Origin of the sequence: Tardiphaga sp. vice154 (genome assembly GCF_007018645.1) — a bacterium.
In the GTDB taxonomy this organism is placed as follows: domain Bacteria; phylum Pseudomonadota; class Alphaproteobacteria; order Rhizobiales; family Xanthobacteraceae; genus Tardiphaga.
Genome location: NZ_CP041399.1, coordinates 1,487,602 through 1,507,561 on the forward strand (window position 1 = coordinate 1,487,602; position 19,960 = coordinate 1,507,561).

Annotated in this window: 14 protein-coding genes and 7 pseudogenes; 11 read left to right on the forward strand and 10 right to left on the reverse strand. The window is 61.9% G+C overall.

Annotated elements, in window-relative coordinates:
- Nucleotides 1–6: 6 nt before the first annotated feature.
- The gene (locus FIU28_RS06900; protein ID WP_143572253.1) at nt 7–1,326 is read right to left on the reverse strand and encodes a site-specific DNA-methyltransferase; all 1,320 of its coding nucleotides are present in this window, start codon (nt 1,324–1,326) and stop codon (nt 7–9) included.
- On the opposite strand from FIU28_RS06900, the gene FIU28_RS26660 reads away from it, so the two are divergent.
- Nucleotides 1,316–1,951: a hypothetical protein gene (locus tag FIU28_RS26660; RefSeq protein WP_210247756.1), complete on the forward strand. Its 636-nt coding sequence runs from the start codon at nt 1,316–1,318 to the stop codon at nt 1,949–1,951. The two genes, FIU28_RS06900 and FIU28_RS26660, sit on opposite strands and share 11 nt — an antisense overlap.
- A gap of 8 nt (nt 1,952–1,959) precedes the next feature.
- Here FIU28_RS26660 and FIU28_RS06905 read toward each other — a convergent pair whose 3' ends face one another.
- A complete protein-coding gene (locus tag FIU28_RS06905) occupies nt 1,960–2,748 on the reverse strand; it encodes a GntR family transcriptional regulator (protein ID WP_143572254.1) in 789 nt (262 codons plus the stop codon).
- Nucleotides 2,749–3,077: 329 nt separating this feature from the next.
- Between FIU28_RS06905 and FIU28_RS06910 the strand changes: the two genes are divergently transcribed.
- The 8 genes and pseudogenes from FIU28_RS06910 to FIU28_RS06945 form a co-directional block, all read left to right on the forward strand.
- Complete coding sequence (locus tag FIU28_RS06910) at nt 3,078–4,127, forward strand: ABC transporter ATP-binding protein (RefSeq protein ID WP_143572255.1); 1,050 nt, start codon at nt 3,078–3,080, stop codon at nt 4,125–4,127.
- Nucleotides 4,127–5,167: an ABC transporter ATP-binding protein gene (locus FIU28_RS06915; protein WP_143572256.1), complete on the forward strand. Its 1,041-nt coding sequence runs from the start codon at nt 4,127–4,129 to the stop codon at nt 5,165–5,167. The genes FIU28_RS06910 and FIU28_RS06915 overlap by 1 nt, the downstream gene beginning before the upstream one ends.
- A 17-nt stretch (nt 5,168–5,184) precedes the next feature.
- Nucleotides 5,185–6,738 carry an ABC transporter substrate-binding protein gene (locus FIU28_RS06920; RefSeq protein ID WP_143572257.1) on the forward strand — a complete coding sequence of 518 codons (1,554 nt, stop codon included), beginning with the start codon at nt 5,185–5,187 and terminating at the stop codon, nt 6,736–6,738.
- Between the two features lie 61 nt (nt 6,739–6,799).
- Nucleotides 6,800–7,756, forward strand: coding sequence for an ABC transporter permease (locus FIU28_RS06925; RefSeq protein WP_143572258.1), 957 nt, complete (start codon nt 6,800–6,802; stop codon nt 7,754–7,756).
- Nucleotides 7,753–8,628: an ABC transporter permease gene (locus FIU28_RS06930; protein WP_143572259.1), complete on the forward strand. Its 876-nt coding sequence runs from the start codon at nt 7,753–7,755 to the stop codon at nt 8,626–8,628. The genes FIU28_RS06925 and FIU28_RS06930 overlap by 4 nt, the downstream gene beginning before the upstream one ends.
- 23 nt (nt 8,629–8,651) lie before the next feature.
- Nucleotides 8,652–10,367, forward strand: a complete 1,716-nt coding sequence (locus FIU28_RS06935; protein WP_143572260.1) for an AMP-binding protein — start codon at nt 8,652–8,654, stop codon at nt 10,365–10,367.
- Nucleotides 10,368–10,442: 75 nt separating this feature from the next.
- Complete coding sequence (locus FIU28_RS06940) at nt 10,443–13,751, forward strand: carboxyl transferase domain-containing protein (protein ID WP_143572261.1); 3,309 nt, start codon at nt 10,443–10,445, stop codon at nt 13,749–13,751.
- Between the two features lie 36 nt (nt 13,752–13,787).
- A pseudogene (locus FIU28_RS06945) lies at nt 13,788–14,381 on the forward strand (hypothetical protein); the annotation flags it as partial.
- A 108-nt stretch (nt 14,382–14,489) separates the two neighbouring features.
- Here the strand turns inward: FIU28_RS06945 and FIU28_RS06950 are convergent.
- Entirely contained in the window at nt 14,490–14,738 is a 249-nt protein-coding gene (locus tag FIU28_RS06950) for a phasin family protein (RefSeq protein ID WP_168202874.1), read from the reverse strand.
- A 149-nt stretch (nt 14,739–14,887) separates the two neighbouring features.
- Nucleotides 14,888–15,045, reverse strand: a pseudogene (locus FIU28_RS26845) (IS5/IS1182 family transposase); the annotation flags it as partial.
- Nucleotides 15,046–15,221: 176 nt separating this feature from the next.
- Here FIU28_RS26845 and FIU28_RS26335 point away from each other — a divergent pair.
- Complete coding sequence (locus tag FIU28_RS26335; RefSeq protein ID WP_168202876.1) at nt 15,222–15,365, forward strand: hypothetical protein; 144 nt, start codon at nt 15,222–15,224, stop codon at nt 15,363–15,365.
- A gap of 48 nt (nt 15,366–15,413) precedes the next feature.
- Here the strand turns inward: FIU28_RS26335 and FIU28_RS06960 are convergent, their stop codons facing one another.
- A complete protein-coding gene (locus FIU28_RS06960) occupies nt 15,414–15,668 on the reverse strand; it encodes a hypothetical protein (protein WP_143572262.1) in 255 nt (84 codons plus the stop codon).
- A 566-nt stretch (nt 15,669–16,234) separates the two neighbouring features.
- Here FIU28_RS06960 and FIU28_RS06965 point away from each other — a divergent pair.
- Nucleotides 16,235–16,492 (forward strand): annotated as a pseudogene (locus tag FIU28_RS06965) (transposase); the annotation flags it as partial.
- A gap of 11 nt (nt 16,493–16,503) precedes the next feature.
- Here FIU28_RS06965 and FIU28_RS06970 read toward each other — a convergent pair.
- From FIU28_RS06970 to FIU28_RS06990, 5 genes and pseudogenes are all read right to left on the reverse strand, one after another.
- Nucleotides 16,504–16,883 (reverse strand): annotated as a pseudogene (locus FIU28_RS06970) (IS30 family transposase); the annotation flags it as partial.
- Nucleotides 16,884–16,935: 52 nt separating this feature from the next.
- Nucleotides 16,936–17,592: pseudogene (locus tag FIU28_RS06975) on the reverse strand (transposase); the annotation flags it as partial.
- A pseudogene (tnpC, locus tag FIU28_RS06980) lies at nt 17,593–19,114 on the reverse strand (IS66 family transposase). It lies immediately after the preceding pseudogene.
- A gap of 77 nt (nt 19,115–19,191) precedes the next feature.
- A complete protein-coding gene (gene tnpB, locus FIU28_RS06985; RefSeq protein ID WP_143572263.1) occupies nt 19,192–19,548 on the reverse strand; it encodes an IS66 family insertion sequence element accessory protein TnpB in 357 nt (118 codons plus the stop codon).
- Nucleotides 19,545–19,877, reverse strand: a pseudogene (locus FIU28_RS06990) (transposase); the annotation flags it as partial. The pseudogene FIU28_RS06990 and the gene tnpB, both read right to left, overlap by 4 nt.
- Between the last annotated feature and the right edge of the window lie 83 nt (nt 19,878–19,960).

Sequence of the window (19,960 nt, forward strand, 5' to 3'; positions counted from 1 at the left end):
GCGCGCTCACAGAACGTTGAGAGCGGCAAGCCGCTCGGGCGCCAACTCGTCGAACGTAACGCCGGTGTCGGCGTGGACCGCATCTTTTTTAGTAATTGCCTGCCAACGGCGAATAGCCGTGTCGACGTAGGCGGGATCAAGTTCCAGGCCATAGGCATGCCGGCCAACGCGCTCGGCCGCCAGGATGGTCGTGCCTGACCCACAAAACGTATCGAGCACAATATCGCGACGCTTTGTGCAGTCCCGCATCGCGTCGCTCACCAGTGCGACGGGCTTAACGGTAGGGTGATCGCGCAGATCGTCCATGCGCCCCTTGCGGAAGGTGTTGACGCCGGCATACGGCCAAACGTTGCTGCGGGAACGACCATGGCGCCCCAGCTCAACGTTGTTCAAGTGCCCCTTATCGCCAACCCGCAAGACCAGGATTTCCTCATGCTGGCTGCGGTAAAAACTACCCTGGCCGGCATTGGTCTTGGTCCAGACCGCCGTATTGATGTGAGCACCATAGATGCCATTCGCGACCATCGTCAGTTCAGCGAGGTTTCGCCAATCCATGCACACATAATGAAGAGAGCCGTTGCTTGAGACCCGCACTGCGTTGGACAGGCAAGAGGTCAAGAACTCGCGAAATTCCGCGGGCGTCTGCTCGCCGGAGGCCTCGGCGAATTCGCGATGCTTCGTCTTCCCGCGGCCAACAACGCTGGCAACCGAGACGTTATAGGGCGGATCCAGGAAGGCCATCGACGCACACGCACCACCCATGAGGCGATCAAGATCCGTCTCATTCCGGGCATTTCCGCACAGCAAGCGGTGAGGACCGAGAAGCCAAAGATCGCCAAGCCGGCTAATCGGCTTCGAAATGACATTGTGAAATTCGTCGTCGGGGTCGCGCTCGGGGCCGCCGAAGTCGACCATCAGCTGATCGATCTCGGGGATATCGAAACCCGTTAGCGTGATATCGCTGCCCTCAATCTCGAGCTGTGCGCTAAGTTCGGGAATCTCAAAAGCCAGCTTCTGACGATCCCAGCCGGCATTTTCGGCAATCTTGTTATCCGCCAGCATAAGCGCCCGCTTGCGGGCATCCGACAAACCGGTCACGGTGATGACCGGTACAACGCTCAGCCCAAGGCTCCGAGCAGCCTCCAGCCTTCCGTGACCGGCAACGATGACGCCGTGTTCGTCGGCAATGATCGGGTTCGTGAAGCCGAACTCGGCGATGCTGCGGGCAATCTGGCCCAGCTGCTTCTTGGAGTGCGTACGGGCATTCCGCTCATTCAGGGTCAATGCCAAAATTGACGTCTCAGCCTTATAGGTGATGGCAGACATAACCGCTCCTTCGGCGCAGAAGGCTCTGCGCTGCGAGTTAATTGCAAAGGGTGAAAGTCAGCCCGAATTCATCGCCACGCATTGCGGCTCGACGGCTTCTTTATCGGAGCGCTTCGCTCGCGAATTAGAAGGGGGCCCGGCATTGCCGGCAGACCTGGTAAGCGAGTTAGCAGCGGAGCCGTTGGCTATCGCACTGTGGCTTACAAACCTACGATACAAGTTCTTTCTAAAAGGTGCAACGAATGATCTTTACTCTCTTTGCGTGAGTAAAGATTCGCGTAATGGAGCGATATGGAACGGCGGCTCATGGCGGATATTGTTGAAAAAGTCGCTTTCCGCTCCGGTTCGAAATTTCCTAGCCTCGCTGGTGTGCCTCGCTCATAGTGACCTGAGGGACCGCATCGCATCCCGCAAAATCGATCACGGGTCATCGAGAGTTGGCAGAAGCAGCGTCCAACGACGGATGAGACTGAACGCGGGTTTTGGCAAGATTTTTGAGGTCGATCAATTTTCGACTTTTTCAACAGTATCGGCGCCAAGCGGCCATCGGGATCTGTTTCCAGAAAACTCTCCGCACGCTGCATCGAACTTGGTGCATTCGTCCGTCTTTAGAATCCCAAGTTAATCTCGCTCTTACCTGCCAGCTTCTGAGAGCTTGGGCTCTTGTCCGTCGACCGGCGAGATTGCGGTGAGATCGAACGACTCCCCGCGCAGCAACGACAGTGTGGCCAGCGCGCGGTCTCGGTCGCCTTCGAGGAGTTGGCCGAGGTGGGTCACGGCTGCGTTCGGCTTGCGCTGCCGTATGGTCCTCAATGTTGCGACCATGAGGTCGGCACTCATGCGGCGGATGTCACCCGTTTGATAATCCAGCGGCGTCTTCCAGATGGTTTCCCAGACCGTCTGATTTGCGAGATCGGTGAGAAGCTCGACCAGCAACTCGTTCCCCGAACCGCGCGCGATCGTTTTCACGGCGCGCGTCGTAATATACGCGAAGGCGACAGGATCATTGACCTCCACCATTGCTTTCAGTTCGTCGCAACGGCGCTCCAGCGTGTCGACAAAGCTTTCGACCGGCGAGGTCGCCATCGTGCGCACCGCCAGCATCGACAGCGCGGCCCGGACATTGAACAGGTCGGCAACCGACTTCAGCGACAAGGGCCGGATATACGCGCCACGGCGCGGACGAACATCGACGAGGCGGCGGCGCTCGAGGATACGGATGGCTTCGCGGATTGGCCCGCGACTGACGCCGAAGTCGCGCGCCAGATCAAGTTCGACCAGTCGATCGCCGGCTTTGCGCCGGCCTGACACGATTTCGGCACCGAGTTCTTCCGCGACCTGATCGGGAAGCGTGCGCGGTTCAAACCGCTTTGCCTGATCTTCCTCGTGGCCCGTCAATGGCGTGCGGAGCGTCGCGTCCATGACTTCCTCCCGGTCGCTGATGTCTGCTCATCCATCATATGGTTCATTTTAGCGCATTAGTCTATTGTTGACAATTGACAGTTCATGCCGTTTCATCGTTGGGCTGACGCGCAAGACTCCGGCCAAAGCCGGGCTGCGATCGACGTTCCCGGCACAAGATCGGGAATCGCCAGGGAGGTGAACATGGAGATGACGTCAGCTCTGACGTTTGCGTCGCCAAACCCATCGTTGACCGGGAGCGCCGCGGCCAACCCCGCGCGCCGGCTTATGGCCTTGTTGCGCACTTGTCGCCTTATGGATGTTGCAAGACGCCGGTTGGACGTGCCGCAATGACAGGCCTTGCCGATATTGCTCTAACCGCCCTGCCAGCTGACGCAGCTCAGGCGTCAGTCAACGCGGTGTCGCTCCTCGAGGTACGTAATCTCTCGCTGTCTTTTGCTACGGGCCGAAATGCGCTGTCGATCACGCGAGACGTCAGTTTCTCGATAGCACCCGGAGAGCGCGTTGGGCTTGTAGGCGAAAGCGGCTGCGGCAAGACGGTGACCGGCCTGTCGCTGCTTCGACTGTTGCCACCATCCGCCCGCATCGAGGGAGATATCCTGTTCAACGGCGTCAACCTTGCGACGCTGTCGCCGCGCCAACTGCGCGCGGTGCGCGGTCGCGACATCGCGATGATCTTCCAGGAGCCGATGAGCGCGCTGGATCCGGTTTTCACCGTCGGCGAACAGATCAGCGAAGCCTACCGTACGCATTTCCCGGTCAGCCGGGCGGAAGGGCGCGAGCGTGCCATCGCCGCGCTGCGCGAAGTCGGCATTCCCGCGCCGGAGCGTCGCTGCGACGAATATCCGCACCAGATGTCGGGCGGCATGTTGCAGCGGGTCATGATCGCCATGGCGCTGATCTGCAAGCCTAAGCTTCTTGTCGCCGACGAACCCACCACGGCGCTCGACGTCACCGTGCAGGCCCAAATCACCGACCTGTTGCGCTCGCTCAGCGAACGGACGGGAACGGCGCTGGTTTTCATCACCCATGATCTGGGCGTCGTTGCCGAGACCTGCACCCGCATGATCACGATGTATGCTGGAGAGGTCGTGGAAGATGCGCCGGTCGATGACGTGCTGACGCGACCGCGGCATCCCTATACGTCCGGCCTGCTGCGCTCGCTGCCGGGGCTCAGCCAGCGCCGTGGCGTCCTCGCGTCGATCCCGGGCCGCGTGCCGTCGCCTAGCGCCATGCCCCCCGGTTGCCGGTTTCGGTCGCGGTGCCCGCATGCCATCGCAGGCTGTGAGCAGGAGCAACTCCTGCTCGATATCGACGAGGATCGTGCGGCACGTTGCTGGCGCGCGCCCGAACTCGAATTGCCAGGGGCGGTAAACTGATGTCGTCGCTTACGCATGACAACCCGGTCGTCAAGGACCGCCGCGAGGTTCTTGCGGTGCGGGACCTGCGCATCCTGTTTCCGACGCGTGACGGGCGCGACACGGTCAAGGCCATCGACGGGATGGATTTCGAGGTACGCAGCGGCGAGACGTTTGGCGTGATCGGCGAGTCCGGTTCCGGAAAAACCACGCTCGGGCGCGCGCTGGTATCGCTGTTGCCGCCAACGCACGGCCATATCCTGCATGACGGCACCGATCCGGCGACGCTCGGCACCGGCGCATTTCGAAAACATCGCCGCGACTACCAGATCATCTTTCAGGATCCGAACGCGGCGCTCAATCCGCGCATGACGATCATCGACAGTGTGGTCGAGCCGCTCGAGATCATGGGCGACGGCGACCATGTTTCGCGTCGTCGCCGCGGCATCAAGGTGCTGGAGCGCGTCGGCCTCGCCCCCGAGGTAGCGGACCGCTATCCGCATCAGTTATCCGGTGGCCAGAAACAGCGCGTCAATATCGCGCGCGTGCTGACGCTGCGGCCGAAGGTGATCGTCTGCGACGAGGTTGTGGCAGCCCTCGACGTTTCGATCCGCGGCGACGTGCTCAACCTGTTCGCCGACCTACAGCGCGAATTTGGGCTGACCTACGTTTTCATTACCCATGACATTGCTGTGGTTTCGCATATCTCGGACCGCATCGCCGTTACCTATCTCGGCAAGCTGATGGAGCTTGGCGACGCGAAGGATGTCGTGGAGCGGCCGCTGCATCCCTATACGCGGGCGTTGCTTTCGGCCGAGCCGATCCCGCTGCCGTCAAGCATGCGCGTCGATCGTCGCATTATCCTGGAAGGCGAGATTCCGAGCCCGGTCTCGCCGCCCTCGGGCTGTCGCTTCCGTACGCGTTGCCCCTCGGTGCAGCCGCGCTGCGCGGAGGAAATGCCCGCCTGGCGCGAGGTGAAACCGGGTCATCGTGTGGCCTGCCACTTTGCGACGGCCGACGGGCCGCCGCCCGACAATCAAAAAGCGCAACGCGCATCATAAAACTGGGAGGAGACACCATGCGAACGATCGACCTCGGGAACGCGACGTTGCGTCGCCGCGATATTCTCGCGCTGATGGGCGGCGCCGCGGCGACTGGCGCGCTTGGATTGCCGGCGCTGGCGCAGGACGCCAAGAAGGGCGGCGTGTTGAAGGTCGCAGCGCCCGCCAATCCGTCCTCGCTCGATCCGGCGACCGGCGGCGCCGGTTCGGATCACAGCATCCTGTGGACGATGTATGACACGCTGGTCATCTGGGATTACGAGACGCTGAAGCCGAAGCCCGGCATGGCGAAGTGGTCGTTTCCCGATCCGAAGATCATGGTGCTCGACATCACGGCCGGCATCAAATTTCACGATGGAACCCCGCTCGATGCCGAGGCGGTCAAGTTCAACCTCGACCGTAGCCGCACCGACCAGCGTTCAAATATCAAGCCCGACGTGTCCAGCATCGAAGCGGTCGAGGTGACCGGCCCGCTGCAGGTCACCCTGAAGCTGAAGAACCCGGATACCGCGCTGCCCGCGATCCTCAGCGATCGTGCGGGCATGATGGTGTCGCCGACCAACATCAAGGCGCTCGGCAACGACACCGATCGCAAGCCGGTGGGCGCGGGCCCGTGGAAATTCGTTCGTTGGAACGACAACGAAATCATCGTGGTGACACGTCACGAGGATTACTGGCAGAAGGGCCGGCCCTATCTCGATGGCATCGAGTTCAACATCATTCCCGAGAACGCCACGGCGTTGCGCTCCGTGGTGGCCGGGCAGAACGATATGGCGTTCCAGTTGCCGGCGCGGCTGAAGCCGGTGATCGAACGCGCAAAGAGCCTTTCCGTCGTAAGTTCACCGACGCTGTACTGCATCCAGCTCTACCTCAACTATGGCCGTTCGCCGCTCGACAATCTCAAGGTCCGCCAGGCGATCAATTTCGCGCTTGACCGCGATGCCTTCGTCAAGGCGACCTTGAGCGGACTGGGCGAGCCCGCCCGCATGACGCTGCCGAGTTCGCACTGGGCCTTCAACAAGGATGTGGCGGGGACCTATCCGCACAATCCCGACAAGGCGCGCGAACTGCTCGCCGAGGCCGGATACAAGGACGGCCTCGAACTGACGATCGGCGGCTACATGGATCAGGATTCCGTGCGCCGCGGCGAGGTGATCCAGGACCAACTCGGCAAGGCCGGCATCCGTCTCAAGTTCACCCGAGGGACGATCGCCGAAATCAGCGCGCAGTTCTTCGCTACCGAGAAGAAGTTCGACCTCCTTGTGTCGGCATGGACCGGTCGTCCGGACCCGAGCATGACCTACGGGTTGAGCTTCGACAAAGGCGCATACTACAATGCCGGGCGCACCGGTGACCCGGAGCTTTCGAAACTGATCCAAGAAAGCCGCATCAGCGAGGATCTCGCCAAACGCGCCGAAGTGTTCGCCAAGATCCAGCGTTTCACGGTTGAAAACGCCCTGTCGGCGCCGCTCGCCTTCCAGTTCGAGCTTGATGCCTTGTCGGCCAAGGTCAAGGGCTTCTCGCCGAACCTGCTCGGCAAGCCGAAGTTCGAGAACATCTCCCTCGGGTAGATCCTCGGTTAATCTCTGGGCGCCGCGATCTCGCGGCGCCTCATTCGGATGTAAAATCTGCATGTTGAATTCCGCACGTTTCCGCATCGTCGGCCGGCGCCTGCTGCAGACGATCCCCGTAGTCGTATTGTCGACTTTCATCGTGTTCGGCCTGCTCAAGCTGGTGCCGGGTGACGTTGCCGTGACGTTGGCCGGCGACAATGCGTCCGACGAGCGCATCGCCGAGATCCGCGAGCTCTACGGTCTGAACAAGCCGTTCTTCCTGCAATACGGATCGTGGCTGTGGAAAGCCGCGCATGGCGATCTGGCGCATTCGTTGATCTCCAACGAGTCGGTGCTGACCTCGATCCAGCGCTGCCTGCCTCACACGCTGTTGATCGTGTCGCTCGCACTGCTGACGGCGCTGGTGATCGGGATTCCGCTCGGCATTGCCGCGGCAGTCAAGCCGGGCTCGTGGATCGACGGTGCCGTGATGGCGATCGCGTCACTTGGCGTCGCGGTGCCGAACTTTTGGCTCGGCATGTTGCTGGTTGCGTTTTTTTCGCTGCAACTGAACTGGCTGCCGGCGACCGGCGCGGTATCGCTGATGACGGATCCGTGGGCTGCGCTCAGCCACGCCATCCTGCCTGCGTTGGCGCTGGCGTCCGGCGGGGTCGCTGAAGTGGCGCGGCAGCTTCGCTCCTCGCTGGTCGAGATCCTCTCTTCCCAGCAGGTGCGGACGCTGCATGCCAAGGGTCTGCCGCCGTCGTCGATCCTGTGGCGCCACGGCTTGAAGAACGTGAGCGTCAACCTGCTCACCGTTGTCAGCCTGCTGGCAAACCGCATGCTTGCGGCGACCGTGGTGGTCGAGGCCGTGTTCGCGATTCCCGGCATGGGCGGGCTGATCGTCAACGCCGCCATGCACAGGGATTTTCCCGTCGTTCAGGGCGTGGTGTTCACCATGGTGCTGATCGTCGTCACGCTCAACCTCCTGACCGACATTCTTTATAGCGTGCTCGATCCGAGGATCTCCTCATGACCGACACCGGCATCCCCGCCGGGCGCCGGCCCGGGCGTCTCTCCGGCTTTGCGGGCTGGCTCGTTAACGACATTCGCGGTGCGCTCAGCCTGGCTATGCTGGTCACGTTGTTGCTGATTTCGCTACTCGGCCCGTGGATCTCGCCCTATGCGCCTGCGGCGCAGGACCTTGACGCCGCGATGGCGCCGATGTCGGCGGAGCACTGGCTCGGCGCCGACGATCTCGGCCGCGATACGCTAAGCCGACTGATCTATGGTGGCATGGCTTCTCTCTATGCGAGCTTCCTCGCGGTGATCATTGCCGTTCTGATTGGCGTGCCGGTGGGCATCCTCGCCGGCTATCTCGGCGGCTGGGTCGATACCGTGATCAGCCGCATCATCGACAGCTTCCTGTCGTTTCCAGCGATCGTGCTGGCCATCGCCGTCACCGGCGCGCTGGGCATCGGGCTCACCAACGGCATGATCTCGGTCGGCATCGTGTTCGCTCCGCAATTGGCGCGGCTGGTCCGCGCCCGCACGCTGGTGGTGCGCAACGAACTTTACGTCGATGCCGCGCGCTGCTTCGGCGGATCGACCAAGCGCATTCTGTGGCGCCACGTTCTGCCGAACGCGATCCAGCCGGTGATCGTGCAGGTGACGCTGCTGCTTGCCGCGGCGCTGCTGGCGGAGGCGAGCCTCAGCTTTCTCGGGCTCGGCATCCAGTCACCGGACCCGAGCTGGGGCGCAATGCTCGCGCGTGCCTATCAGAACATGGAGATCGCACCGGAACAGATGTATCCGCCGGGCATCGCCATCCTCGTTACGGCGCTGGCGTTCAATACGCTAGGGGAGTCGCTGCGCGTCGCGCTCGATCCCACCATGAAGCGCAACTGATCCAATCAAGAAGGAAGACGGTCATGACCGCAAGTACCGAGGAAGCCGACTATCTCGCTGCCCTGCATGACCTGTGGGACAAGGCATGGCCCGAGCGAACGCCGCGCAAGCCACAATATCCGCATGGCGAGATCCCGCTGACCGAATATCTGCGGGCTTGGGCAAAGACGCGGCCCGATCACCCCGCGGTGATCTTTTACGGCCACGTCACCACCTATGCCGAGCTGGATGCGCAGAGCGATCGGTTTGCGGCGCTGCTGATGCAGAAGGGCGTCGGCAAGGGCGACCGCGTCGCCGTATTCCTGCCGAACTGCCCGCAATTCCATATCGTGTTCTTTGGCATCCTGAAGCTCGGTGCGATCCATGTGCCGGTCAGCCCGCTGTCGCGTGCCTTCGAACTGGCCTACGAACTGAACGATACCGATGCCGAGGTGATCGTCGCGCTCGACCATCTGGCGTCAGTGGTCGCGCAGGTCAGGGGCGAGACCAAGCTGCGTGATGTAATCGTCACCAGTCTTGCCGAGGTGATTCCGGAGGCGCCCACTATTCCGGTGCCGGAATCGGTGCGCGCGCCGCGCGTCCCTGTGCCTGGCGCCACCGATCTGCTGCCCGCGCTGGCGGCCATGCCTGCGCCGAAGCCGCTGCCGCCGGCGTCGCTCGATGACGTCGCCGCGCTGAACTATACCGGCGGCACCACCGGCATGCCGAAGGGCTGCGTGCATACCCAGGGCGACATGGTCTATACCGCGGCGGCCAATCACGGCATCTCCGTCGTTGCGAACGAAGACAGTGTCTTCCTGTCGTTCTTTCCGGAGTTCTGGATTGCCGGCGAAAATCTCGGCCTGATTTTTCCGTTGTTCACCGGCGCCACTCTGGTTCTGTTGGCGCGCTGGGACGCGGTCGGCACGTTGTCGGCGATTGATCGCTACAAGGTCAACGTCACGGCGATGCCGGTCGACGGCGCCATCGAGCTGATGGAGCATCCGCGTTTCGGGGAATTCGATTTGTCGTCGCTCAATCAGGTGCGCGTCGTTTCGTTCGTGAAAAAGCTCAATCCCGACTACCGTAAACGCTGGAAGGACCTCACGGGAACGATCCTTACGGAATCATCGTGGGGCATGACCGAAACCCATACCTCGAACACGTTCACGGTAGGCTTTCAGGGGGACGATTATGACCTGACCTCGCGGCCGATCTTCGTCGGTTTGCCGGTGCCGGGCGCGGAGTTCAAGATCACGGACTTCGAGACAGGCGACCTCGTGCCGCTTGGCAGCGACGGTGAAATTCGCGTGCGTACGCCGTCGCTGCTGAAGGGCTACTGGAATAAGCCGGAGGCGACCGCGGAGGCGCTGGTCGATGGCTGGCTGCGCACCGGCGACATCGGCACCATCGATCCCCAAGGGTTCTTGCACTTTCTGGGCCGCCGCAAGGAGATGCTGAAGGTCAAGGGCATGAGCGTATTTCCACCGGAGATCGAGGCGCTGCTCGGGCAACATCCCAAGGTTCTCGGATCCGGCGTTGTCGGACGCGAGGATACCAGCAAGGGGCAGGTGCCGGTCGCCTTCATACAGCTCAAGCCGGAGATGATCGGTACCATCACCCCGGAAGAGGTGCAGGCGTGGTGCGCCGAACGGATGGCCGTCTACAAGGTGCCGGAAGTCCGCTTCATCACAGCACTGCCGATGACCGCCACCGGCAAGGTGAAGAAGCAGGAACTCGACGCCAGCGCGCCCCTTTAGTCGAAACTCGCCATGTCCCACGGGGGAGCGGCGGATGCCGCTACCCCGACCGCGTCTGTTGTCACGGAGAATTCAATGCCCTTCCGCAAGCTCTTGATCGCCAATCGCGGCGAGATTGCTATTCGCATCGCGCGCGCCGCCGCCGATGCGGGCCTCGCGACTGTCGCGATCTATCCGGCCGATGATGCGATGTCACTGCATGTGCGCATCGCCGATGAGTCCAGGGAAGTTCCCGGGCGCGGTGCGCGGGCCTATCTCGATATTGAAGGCGTCGTCGAAGCGGCGAAGGCGATGGGCTGCGACGCGCTGCATCCCGGCTATGGATTTCTCAGTGAGAACGCCGAACTCGCGAGTCGTTGCGGCGAGGAGGGGATCACCTTTGTTGGCCCGTCGCCTTCAGCACTGCGACTGTTTGGCGACAAGGTCGCGGCTAAAGACCTCGCCATGCGCTGCGGTGTGCCGATCATCGCGGGCACCACGGGCCCCTCGACGCTGGAGGAGGTCAAGGCCTTCTTTGCCTCGCTTGGCAGCAAGGGCGCGGTCATGATCAAGGCGATGGCCGGCGGCGGCGGCCGCGGCATGCGGATGGTCGAGAATGCGGCGGATCTCGACGACGCCTATGCGCGCTGCCAGTCGGAGGCGAAGGCGGCGTTCGGCAGCGACGGCGTCTACGTCGAGCGCCTGATCCGCGATGCGCGGCACATCGAGGTGCAGATCATCGGCGATCGTCACGGCCACATCAGTCATCTTTGGGAGCGCGAATGCAGCGTGCAGCGCCGCCACCAGAAGCTGGTAGAGGTGGCGCCGAGCCCGTCGCTTTCCGACGCGCTGCGTGGCCGAATTCTGGATGCCGCCAAGAAATTGGCCGCGGAAGCGAGTTACGACAGCCTCGGCACGTTCGAGTTTCTGGTCGATAACGAAGCAGGCGACGGCGATGGCGCCTTCGCCTTTATCGAGGCCAATCCGCGGCTGCAGGTCGAGCATACGGTGACCGAGGAAGTGCTGTCGATCGATCTGGTGCGTTCGCAACTTGCGGTGGCCGATGGCGCCACGCTGGCATCGCTTGGCCTAGATCAGGCCGCGGTGCCGAGCCCGCGCGGCTTCGCCATGCAATTGCGCATCAACATGGAGACGATGGACGCGACCGGTGCGACGCAGCCCACCGGCGGCACGCTCGCCGTATTCGAACCGCCGTCGGGTCCCGGAGTGCGCGTCGATACGTTCGGTTACGCCGGCTACAAAACGAGTGCGGCTTTCGACTCGCTGCTGGCCAAGGTCATTGTTCATACGCCCTCCGTGTGGGCAGACGTCGTCGCCAAGGGCGCGCGCACGCTGCGCGAGTTCCGCATCGAGGGGGTTGCAACGAATATCTCGTTCATCCAGGCGATCCTGGGTAATGCCGATTTCAAGGCCAACCAGATCAGCACCAGCTTCATCGATCGCAACGTGGCGGCTTTGGTCGGCGCTGCTCAAGCCACCGGCACGCCGTTGTTCGCCGCGATAAGTGCCCCCGCGCTGGTCACTGCGTCTGCGGACGTTGTGCGCGCGGCACCCGAGGGCGCTGTGGCGGTAGCTGCGCCGTTGCAGGGCACGATCGTGTCAATCCCCGTTGCCGAAGGCGACGTGGTGCGTCCCGGTCAGCAAGTGGCAATTATCGAATCGATGAAGATGGAGCATCTGGTCACCGCGCAGCAGGGCGGGCGCGTGGTGCTGATCGCCGCCGCCGATGGCGACACGCTGATGCAGGGCAACGCCATTCTCTACATCGAGCCGCAGGACGTTGCTGGCGACCTGGCGGCCGAGGAGGCTGAGGTCGACCTCGATCATATCCGGCCGGACCTCGCCGAGATGTTGGCCCGCCAGGCTCATACCTATGACGAGAACCGTCCGCAATCGGTCGAGCGCCGCCGCAAGACCAACCAGCGCACCGCGCGCGAGAACATCGCACAACTCGTCGACGAAGGCTCCTTCATGGAGTATGGCAGCCTCGCGATCGCCGGCCAGCGCCGCCGACGGGCGGTCGACGATCTCATCAAGAACACGCCGGCCGACGGCCTGGTCTCTGGCGTCGCCACGGTCAACACCGCGCAATTCGGCGAGCACGACGCGCGCTGCATGGTGATCTCCTATGACTACACCGTGCTGGCCGGCACTCAGGGCCACATGAATCATAAGAAGATCGACCGCATGCTGTCTCTGGTCGAGCAATGGCGGCTGCCGCTGGTGTTCTACGCCGAAGGTGGCGGCGGCCGTCCCGGCGACACAGACCGGCTCGGCCTGACCGGCCTTGACGGTCCGTCCTTCGTGCAATTCGCGAAACTCTCCGGACTGGTCCCGGTGATCGGCGTGGTCTCCGGCTATTGCTTCGCCGGCAACGCCGCGATGCTCGGTTGCTGCGACGTGATCATCGCCACGAAGAACGCGTCGATCGGCTTGGGCGGGCCAGCCATGATCGAGGGCGGCGGCCTCGGCGTCTATCATCCGGCTGAGGTTGGGCCGGTGTCGTTCCAGTCGCCCAACGGTGTTGTCGATATTCTCGTCGAGGACGAGGAGGAGGCAACGGAAGTTGCCAAGAAATACCTGTCGTATTTCCAGGGGCCGGTTGCCGACTGGCGCGCGCCCGATCAAAGGCTGCTGCGGCGCGCGATCCCGGAAAACCGGCTGAGAGTTTATGATATGCGCGCGGTGATCGACCTGATTGCCGACGAAGGCTCCGTGCTCGAGATCCGTCGCGAGTTCGGCATTGGCATGGTGACCGCCTTCATCCGGATCGAAGGCAAGCCGTTCGGTTTGATCGCGAACAACCCCAAGCATCTCGGCGGCGCCATCGACGCCAATGCCGGCGACAAGGCGGCGCGCTTCCTGCAGCTTTGCGACGCCTTCGACATTCCGATCGTTTCGCTGTGCGATACGCCAGGTTTCATGGTGGGGCCCGAAGCCGAAAAGACCGCGATCGTGCGTCACGTCGCGCGCATGTTCGTGACCGGCGCCAGCATCACGGTGCCGTTGTTCGGCATCGTGCTACGCAAGGGCTACGGCCTCGGCGCACAGTCGATGATCGGCGGCGGCTTCCATGCCTCGTTCTTCACTGCGGCGTGGCCGACCGGCGAGTTCGGCGGCATGGGGCTGGAAGGCTACGTCCGGCTCGGTTTCCGCAAGGAAATGGAGGCGATTGCCGATCCGGTCGAGCGCGAGGCCTATTACAAGAAGAAGGTCGCCGAGCTCTATGCCAGCGGAAAGGCGACGTCGATCGCGTCGGTCTTCGAAATCGACAACGTCATCGATCCCGCCGAGACGCGACGCTGGGTGATGGCCGGCCTGCGTTCCGTACCGAAGCCGCCGGAGCGAGTGGGCCGCAAACGGCCCAACATCGATACCTGGTAAGACACACGCTTGATCGACCCTGACGGAGTAACCGTGATGACATCAGACGCATTCGAAACGGAAATCGAAGACACGGCGGACGCGTTGATTGGTCCGTGGCGTCGGCCGCGCCAGATGCTCAACGCGCAAGTCTACGATTCCCATGCATCGATCCATGACGATGCGACGGCGCAGAAGCTTGGCTTCAAGGGCGGCACCATCGAGGGGCCGACGCATTTCAGCCAGTTCGCGCCGCTGTGCGAGCGGGTGTGGGGGCGGCAATGGTTCGAGACCGGCTGCATTTCGGCGCACTACCGAAGCGTCGTATATGAGGGCGAGGCGGTTCAGGCTACCGTCGAGAAGCCGACGAGCGGCAAGCAGTATGGCGCGATCCGGATGCTGAAGCGCGACGGCACCGAGGTGTTGCGCGGTAGCGTCTCTGTCGGGCTGGATGCGCCGCCGTCGGCGCTCGATATCCGGCTGACGGAGCTGAAGCCGCTGACCGACGCTGTCATCCTGCGCGACGTCACGGTGGGCATGACCACCGCGCCGCAGGTGGTGCGAATGGATGTCGATCAGCACATGGGAGATTTATATCCGTTCTCGCTGTCCGAGAAGCTGAAGGTCATCACCGAGCCGTCGTCCTATTACGCAACCCATCGAGCAAACGTGTAGCCGAAGCGTATCCGGTCAGACAGAAACGTAGTCAAAGAAAAATCCGCCAAAAAGGCGGGTTTCTCGTTCACCGTCGGTAGTTGTTCAACTTTTAGGGGCGACCGGCTTGAAAGCCTCTTTGTAAAGGTCGCCAATCTTGGTCGCTTCGGAGACAAAATTTTCGTATGCGGACTTGGTATATTCACTAGTCGCTTCCATAAAAGTCTGCGGGGACTTCAAGGTCGCGAGCTTTTCAAAGTAGGTCTTGCCTGCTTCCATAGAAGACTTTGCATAATCGGAATGTGCTGTAGCGATGGCCGCGAAATTCTTTTGGACGCTAGTAAAATCCGTCATTGGAAATCCCATTCTAGTATTGCCAGAGCCATCTCCGTGCAACTGAAACTTGTTCTGGCACATGCTTACGCCTTAAGCAAAAGAAATTGTGCGACGCAACATAAAGCGGTACTTCTGGGACTTGCAGTTTCACATCGACCGTCGCGGAACTAGGTGGTGGACTCATAAGCTCTGAGCCAAAGCCTGGTCGATGCGATGAGAACAGCGGCGAGGAAGTTTCTGGCGAGTTTGTCGAAGCGGGTGGCAATGCGTCTGAAGTGTTTGACTTTGCAGAAGAACCGCTCGATCAGATTGCGTTGCCATAGAGCCCGGGATCGACCGAACGCTGAACCTTGCGGTCGCGCTGGGTCGGAATGTGGGGCTCTCCGCCGTGCTGGTGCACCATCTCGACGATGGTCTTGGCGTCGTAGCCGCGGTCGGCGACGAGAGCCTTGGCAGGTGGCAGCCCGTCGAGCAGCGAAGGGGGCTAACTTTCGCCTGATCGTGTCCGGCCCGATCGGCGTCAAGGAGATCGACCCGCTGATCCAGAATCTCCAGATCGACAAGGAAATCTTGGCCGATCAGGATGAAGGCCCGGACGATGACGACGGCGCGAACGCCACAGCGATCAAGCCGCCTCAGTACTAAATGAAAGAGGCCGCCCACTGAGGCGGCCTCTCAGTGGCAATTCGTTATTTACTTGGACATTCCCATTTCCATGGCTTTATTCATGTGCGTTTTGCAAGCAGCCATGTCCTTCTTGCCCATCATGTCCTTCGCCATGGTCATCTCCTTCATAGCCATGGTCTTCTTTTCGCCGGACGGCATCTTGTCCATGTCGGCGCTGGCCTTCGTCATGTTCGCATCAGTGCAATCCATCATTTGCGCCGAGGCTGGCGCAATCGAAAACAAAGCCGACACCGCAACAACTCCAAGTATTGCTTTAAACATTACTTCTCTCCAATGCCGAGGAATCTCGACACCGGCATAATGTTTCTATTCATGTCCGGTTCCGTACAATAATTCTGCTGTTATCCGCTCTGCCGCGGAGGTTTGAAACTAAGCGTGACGACGCTGACTGGATGGGCCATTTCAAACTAGGCCACTGCCAAAATCAAAATAGGCCACTGAGGGCCGAACTAGGCCAGTACCCAAAATCCTTGGTTACTGGTCGGCCCATGTGGTCCGGAAACGGTCAGCTAAGCCTGAAAAGGGCCGCGTCATCCTTCGGGGTGGCGCGGCTTTTTTCGTTTCATGCGGCCTCGGGCATCTTTAGCAAACGCCATTTCGGGCCAGTGATCCCTATGCAAATTGATGCTTCGTCTCCTACGAGGCGCAGCCTCAGATAAACGTTGTGCTTCAAGTGCCGGCTTCAGTTGAAGTGATGATCGCCCGCGAAATTTAGGCAATGGAAACCCTGCGGAGCCACTATGCGTCTTGCCGATATGGGTCTGTCGTGAGCTGCACCCGGTTCCGAAGACACCAAGTTAAGTGTTTTATGGAGCTGGAGGTGTGTGATGGAGAGACGGAAGTTTACGCGAGAGTACAAGCTTGAGGCGGTCAAGCTGATCAAGGATCGGGGCGTGTCCTACGCCCAGGCTGCCGAAGACCTCGGCGTTCATCCGACGCAGCTGCGTGAATGGGTCAAGAAGTTCGCCGACGACCCACAATATGTGTTTCCCGGCCAAGGTCAAATGAAGCCGGAGCAGCAGGAGATTACGCGTCTCAGGCGCGAGGTTGCCAAACTGAAGGCTGAACGCGACATCCCAAAAAAAGCCGGGCGGATTCAATCGGTCGTCGCAACAGGGCCATGGTTAGCGGATTGGAGGTTCCGGTCAAGCGCCTCCGCGGGTGTCTTCCAGCCGAACGTCTTGCGCGGTCTAGTGTTGAGGGTCTCGGCAACAGCAGCAAGCGTGTCGGTGCCGTGCACGCTGAGATCGGTCCCCTTGGGAAAATACTGCCGCAGCAATCCGTTGTTACTTTCGTTCGTTCCTCGCTGCCACGGACTTTGCGGATCACAGAGTAGACCTGCACGCCAGCATCGATTTTCAATCGGGCGTGCTGTGCCATCTCGGCTCCCTAATCCCAGGTCAGCGAGCGACGGAGTTGTTCGGGCAAAGTTACGACGGTACGAGCGATCGCGTCGCGAACGGCCTCCGCGCCATGACTGTCATTCGGCCTGCAATATTGGCTCTGACGCAATTTTGGTGCAGGCGGATCATGGAGCGCCGATTAGTCGGGCTTGGAGCAAGTCGAGCTTGGCGCGTCCATACATCTGACGCTTAACGAGCTTGAGTTTTGTTATTTGCCCTTCGGTCTGCCCGTTGGACCATGCCGATGTTATTGCAGCGCTGACCGCGGACTTGTCCCTGGTGACGCCGTTGGCGAACGACGCGACCAGGCTGCCGGTTGCACGCTCTAGCCAGGGTTCAAGGTCTGCGTGAGACTTCTTGCGGATCTTCGCATGGAACGCCGTGATGATTTCACGCGCTTCGACCAGCTGAGGAACACCGGACTCTACCGCCGCGACAGTCACGGTCTCCGCTTTTGATAGCGTATCGCGGCCGGTGGTCATCAGCCGAGCGACGGTTCTGGCCGACGGCAGTCGGTGCAGCGCCTGGTCATCGACCGTTTCTGCGCGCCGGCGACGTGTCGCCCATTCTGCAACGACCCGCAGTGAGCCTCTGAACCCTCGCGTCTTGAGGCGGCGCCACAGCTCGGCACCATTGTGATGACCGGCAAGCCATTGCGCATCGAGCCATTGCAGATGACGTTCGAGGGAGCTCTCTCGAATACGAAACACGTCGGATCGTTGCCCCCGCAGAATCCGACGGACGAGCCCTCGGCTATGTCCGCTGAGCCGTAAGCGTCGTCCTCAGGCCACGGCTCTGAGGTCTTGCTCTATGTAGGCCCACGGCAATAGCGCTTCGATATCGCGGTTGGGGTGACCGTTGGCGATCATGCTGAGGACGTCGGTTAGATAGCTAAGCGGATCGATGTCGTTGAGTTTGCAGGTCTCGATCAGGGAGGCGATGGTTGCCCAGTGCTCGGCACCACCGTCGGAGCCCGCGAACAAGGCGTTTTTCCGATTCAGCGTGATCGGGCGGATGGAACGCTCGACGGCGTTATTGTCGAGCTCGATGCGGCCGTCGTCGAGGAAGCGGGTCAGGCCCTCCCAGCGCGACAGCGCATAGCGGATTGCTTCGGCGAGCTTGCCCTTCTGGCTGACCAGCCCGAGTTTTGCGCGCAGCCATGGCTCCAATGCGTCGATCAGCGGGCGGCTCTTCTGCTGCCGCACAATCTGACGCTCCACGGCACTGCGGCCGCGGATGTCGTTCTCGATCGCGTACAGCGCGGCGATGCGCTGTAGCGCTTCGCTGGCGATCGGCGCAGGTCCGGGGGTGGCCAGCTTGTAGAAGTTACGCCGCACATGGACCCAGCAGAATGCCAGTTGCACGTCGCCGCGCTCGGCCAGCCGGCGGTAGCCGGCATAGCCATCGACCTGCAAGATGCCCTTGAAGCTGTCGAGATGGGCGATCGGCCGCTCGGCTTGCGGTCTGGGGCGTAGACATAGGCCACGCCCGGCGGATCGGATCCGTTCCATGGCCGATCGTCGGCGGCATAGGCCCACAATTATCCGGTCTTGGTGCGACCGCGGCCAGGATCCAGCACCGGCAACGTGGTCTCGTCGGCAAACAGTTTGGGCCGCGCTTTGAGCTTGTCGAGCAGGCGTTGGTGCAGCGGACGCAGATGCCAGGCGGCATGGCCCACCCAGTCTGCCAGCGTGGATCGGTCGAGGTTGGCGCTCTGTCGAGCGTAAATCTGCGCCTGCCGATAGAGCGACAGATGGTCGGCATATTTGGAGACGAGCACCTGGGCGATGGTGGCTTCGGTTGGCAGCCCGCCTCGATCAGCCGCGCCGGCGCCGCGGCCTGTAAGACGCCATCTTCGCATTGGCGACAAGCGTATTTCGGCCGGATCGTGACCAGCACCCGGAACTGCGCCGGCACGATATCCAGCCGCTCGCTCTTGTCCTCCCCGATCCGGTGCAACGCGCCTTGGCAGCAGCGGCAGGTCTTGTCGTCGATGTCGATGGTGGTCTCAATCCGCGGCAGATGCGCCGGCAGCGCGCCGCGATTGGCCCGTCGCTTCGCAGCTCCCGCCTGTCGTGCGGCCGGTGCCGCCTGCTCAGCTTCTGCTGCGTCATGCGCCGCCGCCTGCTCAACCTCTTCCAGACCGAGCAGCATCTGCTCCTCGGGCAGCGTCTCCGCCCGGCGGCCGAACTGGTGGCGTTGCAGGTCCCTGATGATCTGGCGCAGCCGATCGTTCTGCGCCCGCTCGGCGAGCAGCATCGCTTTCAGCGTCTCGGAATCATCGGGCAATGCGTCGCGCGGCATGATCAAATCAGATCATATTTACCGACATTTTGCGACACGTCCGACGCGACTGATTCAATTCGTCGCAGTGCCAGCTATCAACCCGGCTGTGCCGGCGTCACCGTCTCGCGCGCCGTGTGAACACGCCGCCAATCTAGCCCTTCGAGCAGCGCCGACAATTGCGCGGCCGATAAATGGATCACGCCGTCTTCCATCTTTGGCCAGCGGAAGATGCCATCCTCCAGCCGCTTGGAGAACAGGCACAGACCCGTGCCGTCCCAATACACCAGCTTGATCCGATCCGCGCGCTTGGCGCGGAACACGTAGACCGCGCCAGAGAACGGATCCGCCGCCATGCTCTCGCGCACCAGTGCCGCCAGCCCATCGGCGCTCTTGCGGAAGTCTACAGGTCTGGTCGCGACCATGACGCGGACCGCGCCGGTCGGGCCGATCACGCGCCGGCTTTCAGCGCCCGCAATACCGCGGCGATGGTGTCCGACGGAGCGCCCGCGCCGATGCGTACCGTCACGCCGTCGATCGCAACCTCGATCGTTCCGGCGGACGGTTCATCCCGATGCTGTCGCCGCGTCTTGCGCTGCAGGTGTCCAGCCGTGCCGGACGGTGCCGCATCGATGACCGCAGGGACGAACTGCAGTTTGTCATCCCTGGAAACGACCGCTCGAGCTTCTTTGACCTGCCGGCGCCAGCCAAACAATTGCTGCGGCGACAATCCGTGCCGGCGTGCCACCGCGGAAACCGTGTCGCCGCTGGCCTCGACCTCCGCGACGACTCGCGCCTACTCCTCGTCACTCCATGTCCGACGGCGTCCCGCACCGGAGAACACCTCCAGCCGGCGAACCGGCTTGG